Origin of the sequence: Burkholderia sp. IO2, assembly GCF_029522185.1 — a bacterium.
GTDB classification, from domain to species: domain Bacteria; phylum Pseudomonadota; class Gammaproteobacteria; order Burkholderiales; family Burkholderiaceae; genus Burkholderia; species Burkholderia cenocepacia.
Genome location: NZ_JAKWFH010000041.1, coordinates 37024 through 50986, shown reverse-complemented (window position 1 = coordinate 50986; position 13963 = coordinate 37024). Strand labels below are relative to the sequence as shown.

Sequence of the window (13963 nt, the reverse complement as noted above, 5' to 3'; positions counted from 1 at the left end):
CCGTTCATGAAACGCATCCTGTTCTGCGTGGTGCCCGAGAAGGGCCACGTCAATCCGTGCATCGGCCCGGCCCAGCATCTGCGCGCCGCCGGTTGCGACGTCGCGTTCTATGCGCCGGCCGACATCAGCGACCAGCTCGACGGCGCCGGCGGTTTCGCGTTCGTCGGGCCGCGCGAGACGCCCGAGCGCCACGACCTGTCGCGCGGCGCAAGCTTCGCCGCGAACATTCGCGACGCCGACTGGCTGCGGCACTGGATCCGCACGCTGCTGATCGACCTCGCGCCCGCGCAGGTGGACGGCATCCGCGCGGTGCTGCGCGAATGGCAGCCCGACGTGGTCGTGATCGATCCGCTGCTCTATGCGGCGGCGATTGCCGCGGAGCTGGAAGGGCTGCCGTGGGTGTCGATGTCGAATTCGCTGAATCCGGTGCTGCCGGACGATCTCGATTCGGAACTGCTGCGCACGGTGCGATGGCTCGCACCGGAACGCACGCGCCTGTTCGCGCGCTACGGCCTCGACGCACGCTTTCGCGGTTGCGACGTGCTGTCGCCGCACCTGACGCTCGCGTTCACGACCGACGCGCTGGTCGGCGCGCCGCCCGCGGGTGTCGAACTGGTCGGCCCTGCGATGCCGTCGGGCCCGCGCGGCGACGAGACGGCGTTCCCGTGGGAGCGCCTCGACGCGGATCGGCCGCTCGTCTACATGTCGCTCGGCAGCCAGCTTTACTACCATCCGGACCTGTTCGCGAAGGTGATCGACGCGACGCGCGCGACGTCCGCGCAACTGCTGCTGTCGGTGGGTGAACTGGTCGATTCGGATCTGCTGCCGGCCGGTGACGCACGCGTGATCGCGGTACGTTACGCGCCGCAACTGGCGCTGCTGCGGCGCACGCACGCGTTCGTCAGCCACGGCGGCGCGAATTCGGTGATGGAGTCGCTCGCGTGCGGCGTGCCGATGCTGCTGTCGCCGTTCTGCAACGACCAGTTTCATTCGGCGCACTTCGTCGAGCGGGCCGGTGCGGGCTGCGTGCTCGATCTGCAGCAGGCGGGTGTCGCGGACATTACCGATGCGCTCGAACGCCTGTTACGCGCCGGACCGTTGCGCGAACACGCGGCGCGGATCCGCGACAGCTATGCGGCGCGCGACGGCTCCGCGCAAGCGGCCCGCCTGATCAGCGCACTCGCTTCAGGAACCCGCCTGGCGACAGCGTCATGAGCACGCGGTCCTCGATGTCGTGGTCGACTTCGAAGCGATCGTCGCGGGCGAGGAATTCGCGTGTGGCCGTGGCCGGGTTGTTGCCGCGGCCGTACGGCTTGCCGTCGAACATCGACTCGGGCAGATACTCCATGATGGTGTCCATCACGATCGCGTAGCTGCCGGGCGTCACGAACGGCGCATAGCATTCGAGTTCGCGCAGCACGTGCGCGTGCGTGTGCGTGAGATCGAGGATCGCCATCACGCGCGCGCCGTCGTCGATCTGCGTACGCACCGATGCAAGCGTGTCGGGCGCGCACGATTCGCCTTCGATCAGCACCATGCGATCGGTGAGGCGGTGCGATTGCAGGCGCTGGCGGACCTCGTCGCGCAGGCGCGGCTCGATTGCGACGACGCGGCCGTGATTGCCCGCGAGTTCCAGCATCGACGCGGTGAACACCACGCCGCCGCCCGCCGCGATGCCGGTCTGGACGATGCAGTCGGGGCGCTCGCGCCAGATCAGTTCCTGCAGCGCGAGCATGTCGCCGGGGAGATGGAAGAAGCGCTCGCCGAGCCAGCGGGTCTGGAACAGGTGGCCGAATTCGGCGGCGCGCGTCAGCCATTCGATGTTGATGTCCCGCATGCGGGCCGAAGGACGCTCTGACATGGTCAATGCAACGAGTAGGAGTGACGTGAAAACGCTGGAACCGTGGCTTCACCGGTACTGGAACATCGGGCCGGCGCGCCTGCAGGCGCTGGCGTCGGGCCATACTAACAAAACGTATCTCGTCGAGTGCGATGCGGGGCGCGCGGTGCTGCGCGTGTCGTGGGCCGGCAAGCCGCTCGGGCAGATGCAGCGCGAGGCGTCGATCCTCGGCCGTCTCGGCGCGGCACGCACGGCGCCGCGGCTGCCCGCGCTGCCGCGGCTGCGGCCGACCGTCGACGCGCGAACCGGCGTGCGGCTGCCCGACGGACGCTGGCTGCATCTGTTCGAGCATATCGACGGCCGTCCCGGCCTGCCGAACGACCCGCACGCGGGGGCGACCGATGCGATGCGCACGCTCGCGCATCTGCATACGGCACTGGCCGCGATACCCGCGATACCCGCGAGCGAAGCGGCGCCGCTGGCGTGGCTGTCCGCGCGGCATGCGCGCGTCGCGGCGCGCGCGATGCCGTCGCTGCCGGGCGATTTGAACGATGCCTACGACACGGTGATCCGCCGGATCGGCGCGCATCTCGACGCGGCGGCGGCGTGGCTGACGGGGCCGGCGCATTGGCTGCACGGCGATTATCACGCGGGCAACCTGCTGTACGTCGGCAACGCGGTGAACGGCGTGCTGGATTTCGACGACGTGGGCCAGGGCGCGCCATGGCTCGAGGCGGCCTTTGCGTCGTTCGCGCTGTCGCGCGATGCGGACCGGGACGATGGCTTCGTGTTCGACCGCGGGCGATGGGTGGCCAGTCTCGACGCTTATGCGGCGACGCGTCCGGATGCGGCGCCGGCTTGGCTGCGCGACCACCACGACGCGCTGACGACGCTGTTCTGCGCGGACCAGACGCTGATCCACCTCGAAGCCGCGCAGCGCGGGTTGTGGATGCCCGGGCCCGGCATCGGATTTCTCGGCGGCTGGCGGCAGTTGCTGGATGGGGCGGTGCCCGCGGGCTAACGGGGCGTGGCGGCAGCGCGCTGCCGGTTCAGGAACAGCCGCACCGCTTCGACCGTGTGGGGCCGCGCGTCGCCGTGCCGCGATCCATCGTGCAGGCAGAACAGCACGTCGCGATGCTGCGCCGCGCAGGCATCGGCATGCGCGCACATCGCGTCGAACAGCGCGTGCGGCGACGGCGCCGGCCGTTGCCAGTCGTCCAGTATCGCGGTCCAGCCCGTGTGTTCGCGTTGCGCGCGCGCGAGCACGGCCGCGCGACCGTCCTGCGGCATCAACCCGTATGGAAGGCGCAGCGGGATCGTGTCCGGCGCGGCAAGGCCGGCGCGACGGTAGACGTCGCGAATCAGCGCGTCGGTCGTGTCGATCTCGTCGATCAGCGCGGCGTCGGCGAGCGCGCCCGGTTTCGCGTGCGAATACGTGTGGTTGCCGAGCCGGTGGCCGTCGCGCGCGATTCTCGTTGCGACGTCGAGCGCGCCCGCGAGATGCTTGCCGAGCACGAAGAAGGTCGCCGTGCACGATGCGTCGTGCAGCACGTCGAGCAGCGCAGGCGTCGAGGGGCCGGGGCCGTCGTCGAAACTGAGGTGAATGGTCGTCATGGCTGGCCCGGGCCGCTTATTGAACCGGCTCGATGGCCAGCGGACACCGGCCGACTGGACGCAGCCGCGAACCGGTCCATTCGTAGAAGAACCGGGCCGCTTTCGCGTAGCTGTCGTCGCACGCATCGTTGAAGCAGCCGGCGACGATCAGCAGCGTGCTGCCGGCACGGAAGTCGACACGTTCGTCGTCATTGCCCATCACGCCCGAGATGGATTTCACGCCGGGCATCGTGTACGTCGCACCCGTGTCCTTGTCGACGATCGCGAAATTTCGGCAATCCGTTCCGCAACCCCAGATCGCGACGCGGTAGTGACCGGCAAAATTGGCCGGTTGCGCGAATTCGTCGCGAATGACGGTGCGGTACAGGCGCGCTTCCTTGCTGGTGAGCCGAGGCGTGGCAGCCGGCTTGCGCGGCGCACGGGCGGCGGTCGGTGCCGGATAACGGTCGAACGAAGGCGACGTGCAGGCCGAAGCCGTCGTGGCTACGGGCGCCGCAGCGGCGACATCGGTGGCATCGGCGCCGGCCATGAGTGCGGCCGATGCGCCGGCGATCAGCAAAAATCGATGGGCAAGCGCCACGCGAGGGTCATTCATTTCGAGGTGGATGTCGGATCGCAGCGGTCAGGCGGCCGACGACGATTCTATGACGCTTCGCGCGGGCCTGCGACACGGAAACGCCCGTCAAGCATTGTCAAATCGCTGCGATATCACGATGCCTGACGTTTCACGCGGCGTCGAAGGCTGTCATGCCACGGTCGATTGAGTATCCTTGGATGCGATTCGCGGTACTCACGCAATCACAACCGGGAGGCTTTACATGAATGCACGTCTTTACCGCGCGACCGTTGCCGGCGCGCTGATCGGATTGCTCGCGCCGTTTTCGGTCGCCCACGCGCAACTGGGCGACGTCCTGAAACAGGTCGGCGGGGGCGGTGATTCCGGCGGCAGCGCGGGCGGGGCGCTCGGCAACCTCGGCGGCCTCGGCGGCGCGCTGACGGGCGGCGGCGGTGCGTCGCTGATGCCGGGCAGCACGGGCAACGTCGCGGGCCTGCTGCAGTTTTGCATCCAGAACAACTATCTCGGCGGCGCGACCGGCGGCGGCGCGGCGTCGGTGAAGGACGCGCTGATCGGCAAGCTCGGCGGCAACGCGTCCGCGTCGTCCGACAGTGGCTATACGAGCGGTGCGAGCGGGATTCTCGACGCAGGCAACGGCAGCAAGCTCGACCTGAGCGGCGGCGGCCTGAAGCAGCAGGTGACCAAGCAGATCTGCGACAAGGTGCTCACGCAGGCCAAGTCGCTGCTGTAAACGCATCGGCACGCGTTGCGCGTGCCGGCGCCGGGGCGGCGCACATGCGCCGTGCCCCGGCAGTCATTCCGGCCGTGACGTTCGTCACGACGAACAGCGCGTATCCCGTCAGGCGATGCCGCGGCCCGGGCGCGGTCCGCGCGGCTCAATCCGCCAGCCGCTTGTCCGCGAGCGCCTTGCAGCAGTCTTCGTACACCCATTGCACGAGTTTGGCCCGATAGTCGAGATCGTCGGTATCGACGATTTCCTCGACCGCGTCGCGCGCCCACGACGCGTCGACGAACCCCGCATGCCGCTTCGCGATGTCCTGCGCGAGCGCCGCGAGCCTGGCGACCGACAGCCAGTCGGCCTGGCGGTGATGGCGGTCGAGCCAGCGGTGCGCGGCCTGCACCTGGAACGCGGCGTCCGGCCATGATTCGTTGAGGTAAAACGCGCCGAGGTTGCCGCAGGTGAGCCAGCAAAGCAGCTCCAGGCGGTCTTGCGAGCCGAGGGTATGGGATGCGTCGGACATGGCAGCGCTCACGAAGTGCGTCGATTCCGGGCGGCGCCGGCCGCAACGGGCCGATGCCGATATCAAAAACATAGCACGATGCGGGCCCGGCCGCGCACCCGGGCGGATGCTGACGTGGCGGCGACCCGACGGATGCCGCGCCGGCCGTGTGCGGCGGGCGGCGGAGCACCGGCGCGACGGGGCGCCGGTCCTTTCGAATCGCTGTCATTCGTCACACCCGTCACCGAAACGCTCGCTAGAATGGCGGCTTCCCTGGAGGCGGAACACGATGAAAATCTACGACCAGTTCTACATCGACGGCGCATGGCGCAAACCGGCCGGCACCGGCACGATCGACGTGATCGACTCGGGCACCGAAGCCGTGATCGGCCGGATTCCCGAGGGCGTCGCGTCCGACGCACAGGACGCGATCCGCGCGGCGCGCGCGGCCTTCGACGCGTGGGCGGCCATGCCGGCCGCGACGCGCGCGGGCTATCTGCGCAAGATCGTCGAGCATCTGCAGGCGCGCAGCGAGGAACTCGCGCAGTCGATCACCGGCGAAGTCGGCATGCCGATCAAGCTGTCGCGCGCGATCCAGGTCGGCGGCCCGATCTACAACTGGAAGGCGTACGCGAAGCTCGCCGAATCGTTCGAATTCGAGGCCCGGGTCTGCAATTCGCTGGTGGTGCGCGAGCCGGTCGGCGTCGTCGCGGCGATCACGCCGTGGAACTACCCGCTCAACCAGATCACGCTGAAGGTCGCGCCGGCGCTCGCGGCCGGCTGCACGGTGGTGCTGAAGCCGTCCGAAGTCGCGCCGCTCAACGCGTTCATGCTCGCCGAAGCGATCCACGAGGCCGGGCTGCCGGCCGGCGTGTTCAACCTCGTGTGCGGGTATGGCCCGGTCGTCGGCGAGGTGCTGGCGACCGACCCGGACGTCGACATGGTGTCGTTCACCGGCTCGACGCGCGCGGGCAAGCGCGTGGCCGAACTGGCGGCCGCGGGCGTCAAGCGCGTCGCGCTGGAGCTCGGCGGCAAGTCGGCATCGGTGATCCTCGACGACGCCGATTTCGCGACGGCGGTGAAGGGCACCGTCAACGCGTGCTACCTGAACGCCGGCCAGACCTGCTCCGCGCATACGCGGATGCTGGTGCCGGAAGCTCGCTACGACGAAGCGCGCGAGATCGCGAAGGCCGCGGCCGAAACGTACGTCGCGGGCGACCCGCGGCAGGAGGCGACGCGCCTCGGCGCGCTGGCGTCGGCCGTGCAGCAGCAGCGCGTGCAGGCCTACATCCAGCGCGGCATCGACGAAGGCGCGGAACTCGTGACGGGCGGCACCGGGTTGCCGGAAGGGCTCGCGAAGGGCTTCTTCGTGAAGCCGACCGTGTTCGGCCGCGTCGATCCGAAATCGACGATCGCGCAGGAAGAGATCTTCGGGCCGGTGCTGTCGATCATCACGTATCGCGATGAAGACGAAGCCGTGCGGATCGCGAACGATTCGCCGTACGGGCTCGGCGGCGCGGTGTGGGCCGGCAGCGACGAACGCGCGATGCGCGTTGCGCGCCGCATCCGCACCGGGCAGGTCGACATCAACGGCGGCACGTGGAACGGCGCCGCGCCGTTCGGCGGCTTCAAGCAGTCCGGGCACGGCCGCGAGAACGGCGTATACGGGCTCGAAGAGTATCTCGAATACAAGTCGATGCAGTTGAAGCCGGCCAAGCCGGCCTGAGCGCCGCGCGCGGCCCGAACCGGAGACGGCACGTTCGCGTGCCGTTTTTTTATTGACGGCCGTCAAGGTGCGCGGCGGTGGATCGTCGATCATCGCGGTTCCGATGTTCCGACGAGGTTTCAGATGACCGTACGCACTTCCTTTCCGCCGCTGACGATTCGCGGCCGCACCTTGCTGCCCGTCGTGCAGGGCGGCATGGGCGTCGGCATCTCCGCGCACCGGCTGGCGGGCAGCGTCGCGCGCGAAGGCGCGGTCGGCACGATCGCGAGCATCGACCTGCGCCACCATCACGCGGATTTGCTCGAGCGTTGCCGCGCGCAACCCGATCGCGCGACGCTCGAAGCGGCGAACCTCGACGCGCTCGCGCGCGAGATCCGTCTCGCGAAAACGTACAGCGAAGGGCGCGGGATGATCGCGGTCAACGTGATGAAGGCGGTGAGCGCGCATGCGGACTACGTGCGGGTCGCGTGCGCCGAGGGCGCCGACGCGATCGTGATGGGCGCGGGTCTGCCGCTCGACTTGCCCGACCTCACGCACGGGCACGACATCGCGCTGATCCCGATCCTGTCGGACAGCCGCGGGATCGCGCTGGTGCTGAAGAAGTGGATGAAGAAGGGGCGCCTGCCCGACGCGATCGTGATCGAGCATCCGGCGCACGCGGGCGGCCACCTCGGCGTTACGCAGATCGACGACATGCACGACGCCCGTTTCGATTTCGCGCGCGTGCTCGACGAGACCGCGCAGGTGATGGCGTCGCTCGGCATCGCCCGCGACACGATCCCGCTGATCGTGGCCGGCGGGATCAACAGTCACGATACGGTGCGCGCGGCGTTCGCGGCTGGCGCGGACGGCGTGCAGGTCGGGACGCCGTTCGCGGTGACCGAGGAAGGCGATGCGCATCCGCATTTCAAGCGCGTGCTCGCCGATGCGACGCCTGACGACATCGTCGAATTCGTCAGCGTGACGGGGCTGCCGGCACGCGCGGTGAAGACGCCGTGGCTCGATCGTTACCTGCGCAACGAGACACGCATTCGCACCAAGCTCGGCGCGCTGAAGCAGCGCTGCCCGACCGCGCTCGAATGCCTGAGCGTATGCGGCCTGCGTGACGGCATCGAGAAATTCGGCCACTTCTGCATCGATACGCGGCTCGCGGCCGCGTTGCGCGGCGATGTCGCGAACGGTCTGTTCTTCCGCGGCCGGGAGGCGTTGCCGTTCGGCCGCGCGATCCGCAGCGTGCGCGATCTGCTCGACCTGCTGCTGACGGGCAGTGCGACCGAGCCTGCGGCAAACCGTCCCACGTTTACGCTGGCTTGACCAATATCAAGATGACGAAAAGACCCTACAGGGAGAATGGAAACCATTCTTTGGGGGTCCGTACCATGCATAAAACGATTCGAACTTGTGTCACCGCTGCCGCCGTCGCGGCCACCATCGCGATGCCGTCGCTGTCGCACGCGGCGTCGCCGGGCGACGGCATCCATCAGGGTGACGTACTGGTTCGGCTTCGCGCGATCAGCATCCAGCCGAACGAGCGCGCGAGCGACACGCTCGGCGCGATCAACACGGGCGTGAACAACGCGATCGTGCCCGAGCTCGACTTCACGTACATGATCCGCGACTACCTCGGCGTCGAGCTGATCCTCGGCACGTCGCGGCATCAGTTGACGTCGAGTCTCGGCAATCTCGGCGGCGTGGGCGTGCTGCCGCCGACACTGCTGCTGCAGTATCACTTCAACCATGCGGGCAAGGTGCGCCCGTACGTCGGCGCCGGGTTGAACTACACGTATTTCTACAACAACGGACTCAACGTCGGCGGTGAGGGCGTGTCGATCAACAAGAGCAGCTTCGGCCCCGCGCTGCAGTTCGGCGTGGACGTGCAGCTGACGAAGAAGGTGTTCATGAACGTCGACGTGAAGAAGATCTGGATGAGCACCGATGCGACGCTGGGCGACAAGGGCATCGGCACGCTGCACATCGATCCGCTGATCGTCGGCGTGGGCGTCGGGATGAAGTTCTAGACGCGACGGAACAAGAACAGAGTTGGGGTTGGCGGCATGGCGGTCGGCATGCCGCTTTTTTTATGTGCGGGCGTCGCGGGCGGTATCGGGGTCCGGCTCGCAGCGCGCGTCGGCCCGCTCGTAGTAGCGCGTCGTGACGGGCGGCCGGTCCGGCAGTGCGATCGTCAGCCGACAGTGCTGGCCGTCCGGCAGCACGACGCGCAGCGGCATGCTCAACTGCGCGCCCGCGAGCAGCAGCTTGCCCGCGCTCGCGGATACGGTCACGAACCGGTCGTCGTCGTCGATGACGGTCGACAGCACCGGCAACGCCGCGCCGTTCGCTTGCGTCACGGTCAGCAACACGCGCCGCGTCGTCTCGACGGCGAATTCGACACGGCTCACCGAGCCGCGACCTGCTTCGACGGTCTGCATGCCGTTCTTCAGATCGATATTGCGCGGCAGGTCTTTCGTCCTGATCCGGATGAAGGTTTGCGCGTATGCGGGCAGCGACGCGATGACGGCCCGGCCGCGCCGATCGGTCCATACCGGGCCGGACGGCGTCGCGAGTTCGATGCCCGGCTGTTCGCCGACGCGCGCGAGCGCGAACGTGTCGCGAATCGCATACGGCGACAGCATGCCGGCGCCATCGATCCACGCGAGCGCGCCGCGCAGGTTGACGCTGAACATCGAGCGGCCGGCCCCGAACACGCCCGCGTTGACGGTGGCGCGCGCATGGTTCGGCGTCGCGCTGACGCTCGCGCGGATCGACGGCGACCGGCTCGCGGTGTCGTAGTCGGCCGCGACGCTGTAGTGGCCGGTACGGCCGAACGTGTCGGCGTAGCGTGCGCCGGAACGCACCGCATGGCCGTCGAGGTTCGCATAGGTGCCGACGTTGCGACGGCCGATCGGCACGCTCATGTTCACGTAGACCTGGGTGCCGCCCGCGCCGCGGCTGCCGAGCGTGCGGTTCACGTTCAGCGCGACCGATGCGCGTCCGAACGGACGCGTCCACGTGCCGGACACGCGCTGCAGCGCGGGGCCGTCGAACAGCCCGACGCGCGTGTAGTCGAACGACAGCGCGCCGAGTGCGCGATCGTGCCAGCCGAGTGTGGTCGCGAACTGGGTATGCGAGGGTGGCGTGAAGGCGTCCAGCGACCGGACGGCGTCGGTCAGCTCCCGGTATCCGGGCGTGCGTCGCACGAACGACAGACTGGCGCGCAGCGCCGTGTCGAGCGTGTTCGCCAATGCGATGCGGGCCTGGGTGCCGCGTCGGGCGGCGGTGCGGCTGACGTCGATGCCGACGGCCGCACCGAGCCCGGCAAGCGGCGCGAATTCGACGCGCGCGGCGCCCGACTGCAACGGCGACGACGCGAGGATGCCGGCGCTCAGCCGCGCACGCTGCCGGATCTGCCAGCCGCGCGTGGCGGTCGCGAGCCACGGCGCTTGCGCGTATCCGTCGTTCTGCACGCGGCCGACGGCGATCGCCAGCCCTTGCGCCGCCGCGAGCCCGGCGCCGGGCAGCGACGCGCCCGGCACGACGAAGTGCTGAACGCCGCCGGTTGCCTCGACCACCGTCACATCGAGATCCGCGGCGCCGCTGACGAGCGGCAGGTCGCCCAGCGAAAACGGTCCGGGCGGCACCTGCGACGCGTGGATCAGCACGCCGAGCTGGCGCACCTCCACGCGTGCCTGCGTCCGGGCGATCCCGGTCACCCGGGCAGCGGCGCCGGGCGCGGCGGCCAGCGCTTCGTCGGGAAACGTCTGCACGCCGAACATCCGGCCCACCGTGAACAGCGTCGATTGCGGAACGATCTGCCCGGCCTGCAGCGTCGTGCCGCGCGCGGCGAAGGTGCGCTGCGCGTAAGCCGCCTGATGCTCGACGCCCACGCGGCCGTCCACCGACGTGACGATCTGGCTGCTGTGCACGATCCAGTCCGATGCGTTGAATCCGGCCTCGGTCGCGGCCTGCCAGTACTGCGACGTGCCGGCCGGATTGCGTGTCGTCATCGCAAGCACGTCGTAGTTGACCAGGCCGGCGAGACCGCCGCGTGCGAACGTATCCGGCGTGCGCGGGCGCGTATCGAGGGCGTCGGCCGGTACGACGAAATCGATCGCGCCGTCGGCCGGGCGCAACGTGACGATCGCCTGCGGATACGCGCGCCGGTAATCGTGGCAGGCGGTCGCGTCGCGGAACGTGTCGGGCGCGACGAGGCCGGCCGCACGCAACAGCTCGGGCGTGACGCACAGGTTGCCGTCGGTGTCGAAACGCGCATCGGCACGGCCGGCGCGCCGGCCGTTGACCGTCAGCCGGACGGCCGAGAGACCCGGCATGAAGCGCGGTGCGTGCGCGAAATAGCGGCTGGTCGTGGCGTCGATACCGTGCTCGCGCAACGCGCCTGCGTCGAATTCGAGCGCGTCGGTCGACGGGTGTGCGGGGCCGGCCGGCGCTGCGCACGGCGCGCTGCCAGCGCCGACGTACAGCCCGAGCGCGAGCAGTGCGTTTCGGCGATGAGCGGAGCGCGACATGGACGGTCCGAAAACGATGCCGTGCGGTCTACCGGTGCGAGGCCGCATCGGCCGCACGGGGCGCGAGCGCCGCGTCGTAGTGCTCGACCGAGTAGCCGTAAACGGTGGCCGGGAAGATTCGTACCTGTTCGAGCGTTGCGGGACGCTCGGCGAGCGCGATCCGGCGGGTTTGCCCGGCCAGCACGTACGGCGTCGGCAGCGACACGATCTGCCGGGTCGGAAGCAGCTGCACTTTCTGTTCGAGGCGTACCACGTAGCGACTGTCGTTGCGCACGACCAGTTCGCCGCCTTCGACCGACCACTTCAACAACGTCCACGGTGCGTCGTTGCGCGCGAGATCGCGCGGCTGGATCAGCACGGGCAGGTTCTGGCGGATGATCGTCCGGATCTCGTTGCGGCCCGGACGCTGCGGCGGAATGCCCGAGAACGACGCGCGGGCGAGGCGCTGCGTGGCGAGCGGTGCGTCGCTGGCGAGGACGAACCGGACGAGCTGCACCGCACCGCCTTCGACTCGCGCGATCGGCGGGGTCACGACCACGAGCACGGCGTCGTCTTCGGGAATCGGTTCGATCGTCGTATGCAGCAGCGTCGGGTGATCGTCGGTGTTCTTGACCGAGATCGTGCCTTCGCCGTCGGCTTCGTCGACGATCACGACCGACGTTTCGGGCACGACGCCCATCGCGTGAACGGCGGCCGGGCCGAGCAGGCAACCGGCGAGCAGGGCGAGCGGGAAAAACCGCGGGAAATGGAGGGCTGGGAGAGTCATGGAACCGGCTGGCTGTTGGCGCAAGCGTGTGTCGCGCCGCCGCTTCGTGAAGCGGCGGCGCGGTCGACGCCTGTCAGGCGATCGAGTCAATCAATGGCACGACGCGTACCGGCATTACAGGTACACGAGGGACACGGTGGCGAGGCCGTCGAGATTGATTTCCTGGCTGAGGTCGAGATTCGACGTCTTGTCGATCGCGGCCTGCACGTCGAGCGTGCCGGAGAACACCTTCGCCGCGACCGGCACGGTCTGGCCTTTCTTGGCCCACGATTCGTAGCCGCCGGTGTTGTCGACCACGCCGTCGGAAGCCGTCCAGGTGGTGCCCTTGGTGCTCGAATAAATCGAATCGACGGCCGCGCCGTCGGCCTGGAACGAATTCTTCCGGAAACGGAATGCAAAGCCGCCGATATTCTTGCCGCTGGCCGTGCCGAGGCCGAATTGAACATTATCCGATTTCGACATGCCGAAGAAATTGATATTGCCGGAAAGGGCGCCGGTGCCGGCGCGATTATCCTGCGCCGTCAATGCGACGCGCGCGGCGGCGTCGCAGGTGATCGTGATCGAATCCGACAGGATCGCGAGCAGCGTGGGCGCGGTCGGGCTGAGTTGGGCCGAGCCGATCAGCCCGTAATCGAACGTGCCGCCGCCGGCCAGCGTCGGCGTGCACGCGCCGGGCTTCACCGTGCCGGTGACCTTGACGTCGAATGTGTCGGCGAAAGCCGCGGTGGTGCCCCATGCGAGCAGGCCTGCAATCACGAGGCGCGAGGCCTGGTTCGTCATCTTAACGAATTTCATCTGGACGTGTTCCTGGTGGCAATCCGGAATGCCGAAAATGGATTCGGCGATCCGGGTTTGTCTGGATTAATGAAATGAAACTTGCTCGCGGTTATTTCCGATGAGCGGAGGAAATTTATCAACTCGATTTCCGAAAAGAAATCGGACTTGTATAAATTTTCGAGGATATTTTTTATGAGATTTCCAGTTTTGGTCGGGAGGGGAATTCGATTTTCATGCGGAAAGCCGGTGTTTTAATTGTTAAGAATGTCAGATCAGATATTTTTAAACTTCGGCGACGATGAAGCGATATGGAATCGGCGTGCGCCGACGATGTTGACGAACGAAGTGCCCAACGGTTCGCACCGAGCGGTCGGCATTGGCGGCTCGGGACGGCGGACGCGTGACGTCATTGCGGCCGTCGCGTACGTCGGCAGCGGGAAGAGCGGGGAGAGAGGGAAGGTGTCGCGTCGGTGCGCGGCGGTGTAACAGCGAAGGCGGGCAGGGAGGCTGGCCGGATGAAGTCGGCCGGGGGGCGAGCGAGCGGCGTGTGAGCGGACGGCGCTGCCCGATCGTTCGCATCGCGTCGGCCTGCGCCGACGCGGGACGCTTTAGAGCTTGTCGTACTGGAAGCGCATCGCGGTGCCTTCGCGCGTGATGCGTTCCCACACCGCGCGCTTTTCGTCGTCGCTCAGGAACACCCAGTTCGACACTTCGGCGGCCGTGCGGCCGCAGCCCTTGCAGACTTCGTCGAAGAGCGTCGAGCACACGCCGATGCAGGGGCTGTCGGGGAGGTCGTGAAGATTGGAGGCCATCGGGAGGGTTCGCGCAGTTGAATCGTCAGCCGCCATTTTAATGCATCGCGGCGGCCCGGCCGGTCGCTCGCGCCGGCATGCTGTCCCGGCGCGGCAGCGGGACAGTAC

Annotated in this window: 14 protein-coding genes; 6 read left to right on the top strand and 8 right to left on the bottom strand. The window is 68.2% G+C overall.

The window, feature by feature from the left end; genetic code table 11:
* Window positions 1–6: 6 nt before the first annotated feature.
* A complete protein-coding gene (locus tag MMB92_RS24315) occupies window positions 7–1215 on the top strand; it encodes a glycosyltransferase (protein WP_124633689.1) in 1209 nt (402 codons plus the stop codon).
* Here the strand turns inward: MMB92_RS24315 and MMB92_RS24310 are convergent.
* The gene (locus tag MMB92_RS24310; protein WP_048986488.1) at window positions 1172–1861 is read right to left on the bottom strand and encodes a CmcI family methyltransferase; all 690 of its coding nucleotides are present in this window, start codon (window positions 1859–1861) and stop codon (window positions 1172–1174) included. The two genes, MMB92_RS24315 and MMB92_RS24310, sit on opposite strands and share 44 nt — an antisense overlap.
* On the opposite strand from MMB92_RS24310, the gene MMB92_RS24305 reads away from it, so the two are divergent.
* Window positions 1860–2861: a phosphotransferase gene (locus MMB92_RS24305; protein ID WP_277562998.1), complete on the top strand. Its 1002-nt coding sequence runs from the start codon at window positions 1860–1862 to the stop codon at window positions 2859–2861. The genes MMB92_RS24310 and MMB92_RS24305 overlap by 2 nt on opposite strands.
* Here the strand turns inward: MMB92_RS24305 and MMB92_RS24300 are convergent.
* Window positions 2858–3454: a polysaccharide deacetylase family protein gene (locus MMB92_RS24300; protein WP_006485231.1), complete on the bottom strand. Its 597-nt coding sequence runs from the start codon at window positions 3452–3454 to the stop codon at window positions 2858–2860. The genes MMB92_RS24305 and MMB92_RS24300 overlap by 4 nt on opposite strands.
* 16 nt (window positions 3455–3470) lie before the next feature.
* The gene (locus tag MMB92_RS24295; protein ID WP_277563001.1) at window positions 3471–4034 is read right to left on the bottom strand and encodes a hypothetical protein; all 564 of its coding nucleotides are present in this window, start codon (window positions 4032–4034) and stop codon (window positions 3471–3473) included.
* A gap of 238 nt (window positions 4035–4272) precedes the next feature.
* Between MMB92_RS24295 and MMB92_RS24290 the strand changes: the two genes are divergently transcribed.
* Complete coding sequence (locus MMB92_RS24290) at window positions 4273–4761, top strand: DUF2501 domain-containing protein (RefSeq protein ID WP_006493163.1); 489 nt, start codon at window positions 4273–4275, stop codon at window positions 4759–4761.
* Window positions 4762–4906: 145 nt separating this feature from the next.
* Here MMB92_RS24290 and MMB92_RS24285 read toward each other — a convergent pair whose 3' ends face one another.
* On the bottom strand, window positions 4907–5272 hold the full coding sequence (locus MMB92_RS24285; RefSeq protein WP_006488152.1) for a hypothetical protein: 366 nt from the start codon (window positions 5270–5272) through the stop codon (window positions 4907–4909).
* 268 nt (window positions 5273–5540) lie between these two features.
* Here MMB92_RS24285 and MMB92_RS24280 point away from each other — a divergent pair, with 268 nt between their 5' ends.
* The 3 genes from MMB92_RS24280 to MMB92_RS24270 all read left to right on the top strand — a co-directional run bounded on the left by MMB92_RS24280 (window position 5541) and on the right by MMB92_RS24270 (window position 8995).
* Complete coding sequence (locus MMB92_RS24280; protein ID WP_277562997.1) at window positions 5541–6977, top strand: aldehyde dehydrogenase family protein; 1437 nt, start codon at window positions 5541–5543, stop codon at window positions 6975–6977.
* A 123-nt stretch (window positions 6978–7100) separates the two neighbouring features.
* The gene (locus MMB92_RS24275) at window positions 7101–8291 is read left to right on the top strand and encodes a nitronate monooxygenase family protein (protein WP_277562996.1); all 1191 of its coding nucleotides are present in this window, start codon (window positions 7101–7103) and stop codon (window positions 8289–8291) included.
* 65 nt (window positions 8292–8356) lie between these two features.
* Window positions 8357–8995, top strand: coding sequence for an OmpW family outer membrane protein (locus MMB92_RS24270; protein ID WP_006488120.1), 639 nt, complete (start codon window positions 8357–8359; stop codon window positions 8993–8995).
* A 60-nt stretch (window positions 8996–9055) separates the two neighbouring features.
* On the opposite strand, the gene MMB92_RS24265 is transcribed toward MMB92_RS24270, so the two are convergent.
* From MMB92_RS24265 to MMB92_RS24250, 4 genes are all read right to left on the bottom strand, one after another.
* Complete coding sequence (locus MMB92_RS24265) at window positions 9056–11500, bottom strand: fimbria/pilus outer membrane usher protein (protein WP_277562995.1); 2445 nt, start codon at window positions 11498–11500, stop codon at window positions 9056–9058.
* A gap of 28 nt (window positions 11501–11528) precedes the next feature.
* Window positions 11529–12266 carry a fimbria/pilus chaperone family protein gene (locus MMB92_RS24260; RefSeq protein WP_060264932.1) on the bottom strand — a complete coding sequence of 246 codons (738 nt, stop codon included), beginning with the start codon at window positions 12264–12266 and terminating at the stop codon, window positions 11529–11531.
* A 114-nt stretch (window positions 12267–12380) separates the two neighbouring features.
* On the bottom strand, window positions 12381–13061 hold the full coding sequence (locus MMB92_RS24255) for a DUF1120 domain-containing protein (RefSeq protein ID WP_006488135.1): 681 nt from the start codon (window positions 13059–13061) through the stop codon (window positions 12381–12383).
* Window positions 13062–13651: 590 nt separating this feature from the next.
* The gene (locus MMB92_RS24250; protein ID WP_006493160.1) at window positions 13652–13855 is read right to left on the bottom strand and encodes a DUF1289 domain-containing protein; all 204 of its coding nucleotides are present in this window, start codon (window positions 13853–13855) and stop codon (window positions 13652–13654) included.
* Window positions 13856–13963 lie beyond the last annotated feature (108 nt).

Coding starts and splice junctions, on each gene's coding strand:
- MMB92_RS24305 (WP_277562998.1), top strand. CDS start 1,860: ATGGTCAATGCAACGAGTAGGAGTGACGTGAAAACGCTGGAACCGTGG.
- MMB92_RS24275 (WP_277562996.1), top strand. CDS start 7,101: ATGACCGTACGCACTTCCTTTCCGCCGCTGACGATTCGCGGCCGCACC.
- MMB92_RS24265 (WP_277562995.1), bottom strand. CDS start 11,500: ATGTCGCGCTCCGCTCATCGCCGAAACGCACTGCTCGCGCTCGGGCTG.
- MMB92_RS24310 (WP_048986488.1), bottom strand. CDS start 1,861: ATGTCAGAGCGTCCTTCGGCCCGCATGCGGGACATCAACATCGAATGG.
- MMB92_RS24280 (WP_277562997.1), top strand. CDS start 5,541: ATGAAAATCTACGACCAGTTCTACATCGACGGCGCATGGCGCAAACCG.
- MMB92_RS24255 (WP_006488135.1), bottom strand. CDS start 13,061: ATGAAATTCGTTAAGATGACGAACCAGGCCTCGCGCCTCGTGATTGCA.
- MMB92_RS24315 (WP_124633689.1), top strand. CDS start 7: ATGAAACGCATCCTGTTCTGCGTGGTGCCCGAGAAGGGCCACGTCAAT.
- MMB92_RS24250 (WP_006493160.1), bottom strand. CDS start 13,855: ATGGCCTCCAATCTTCACGACCTCCCCGACAGCCCCTGCATCGGCGTG.
- MMB92_RS24290 (WP_006493163.1), top strand. CDS start 4,273: ATGAATGCACGTCTTTACCGCGCGACCGTTGCCGGCGCGCTGATCGGA.
- MMB92_RS24300 (WP_006485231.1), bottom strand. CDS start 3,454: ATGACGACCATTCACCTCAGTTTCGACGACGGCCCCGGCCCCTCGACG.
- MMB92_RS24285 (WP_006488152.1), bottom strand. CDS start 5,272: ATGTCCGACGCATCCCATACCCTCGGCTCGCAAGACCGCCTGGAGCTG.
- MMB92_RS24260 (WP_060264932.1), bottom strand. CDS start 12,266: ATGACTCTCCCAGCCCTCCATTTCCCGCGGTTTTTCCCGCTCGCCCTG.
- MMB92_RS24270 (WP_006488120.1), top strand. CDS start 8,357: ATGCATAAAACGATTCGAACTTGTGTCACCGCTGCCGCCGTCGCGGCC.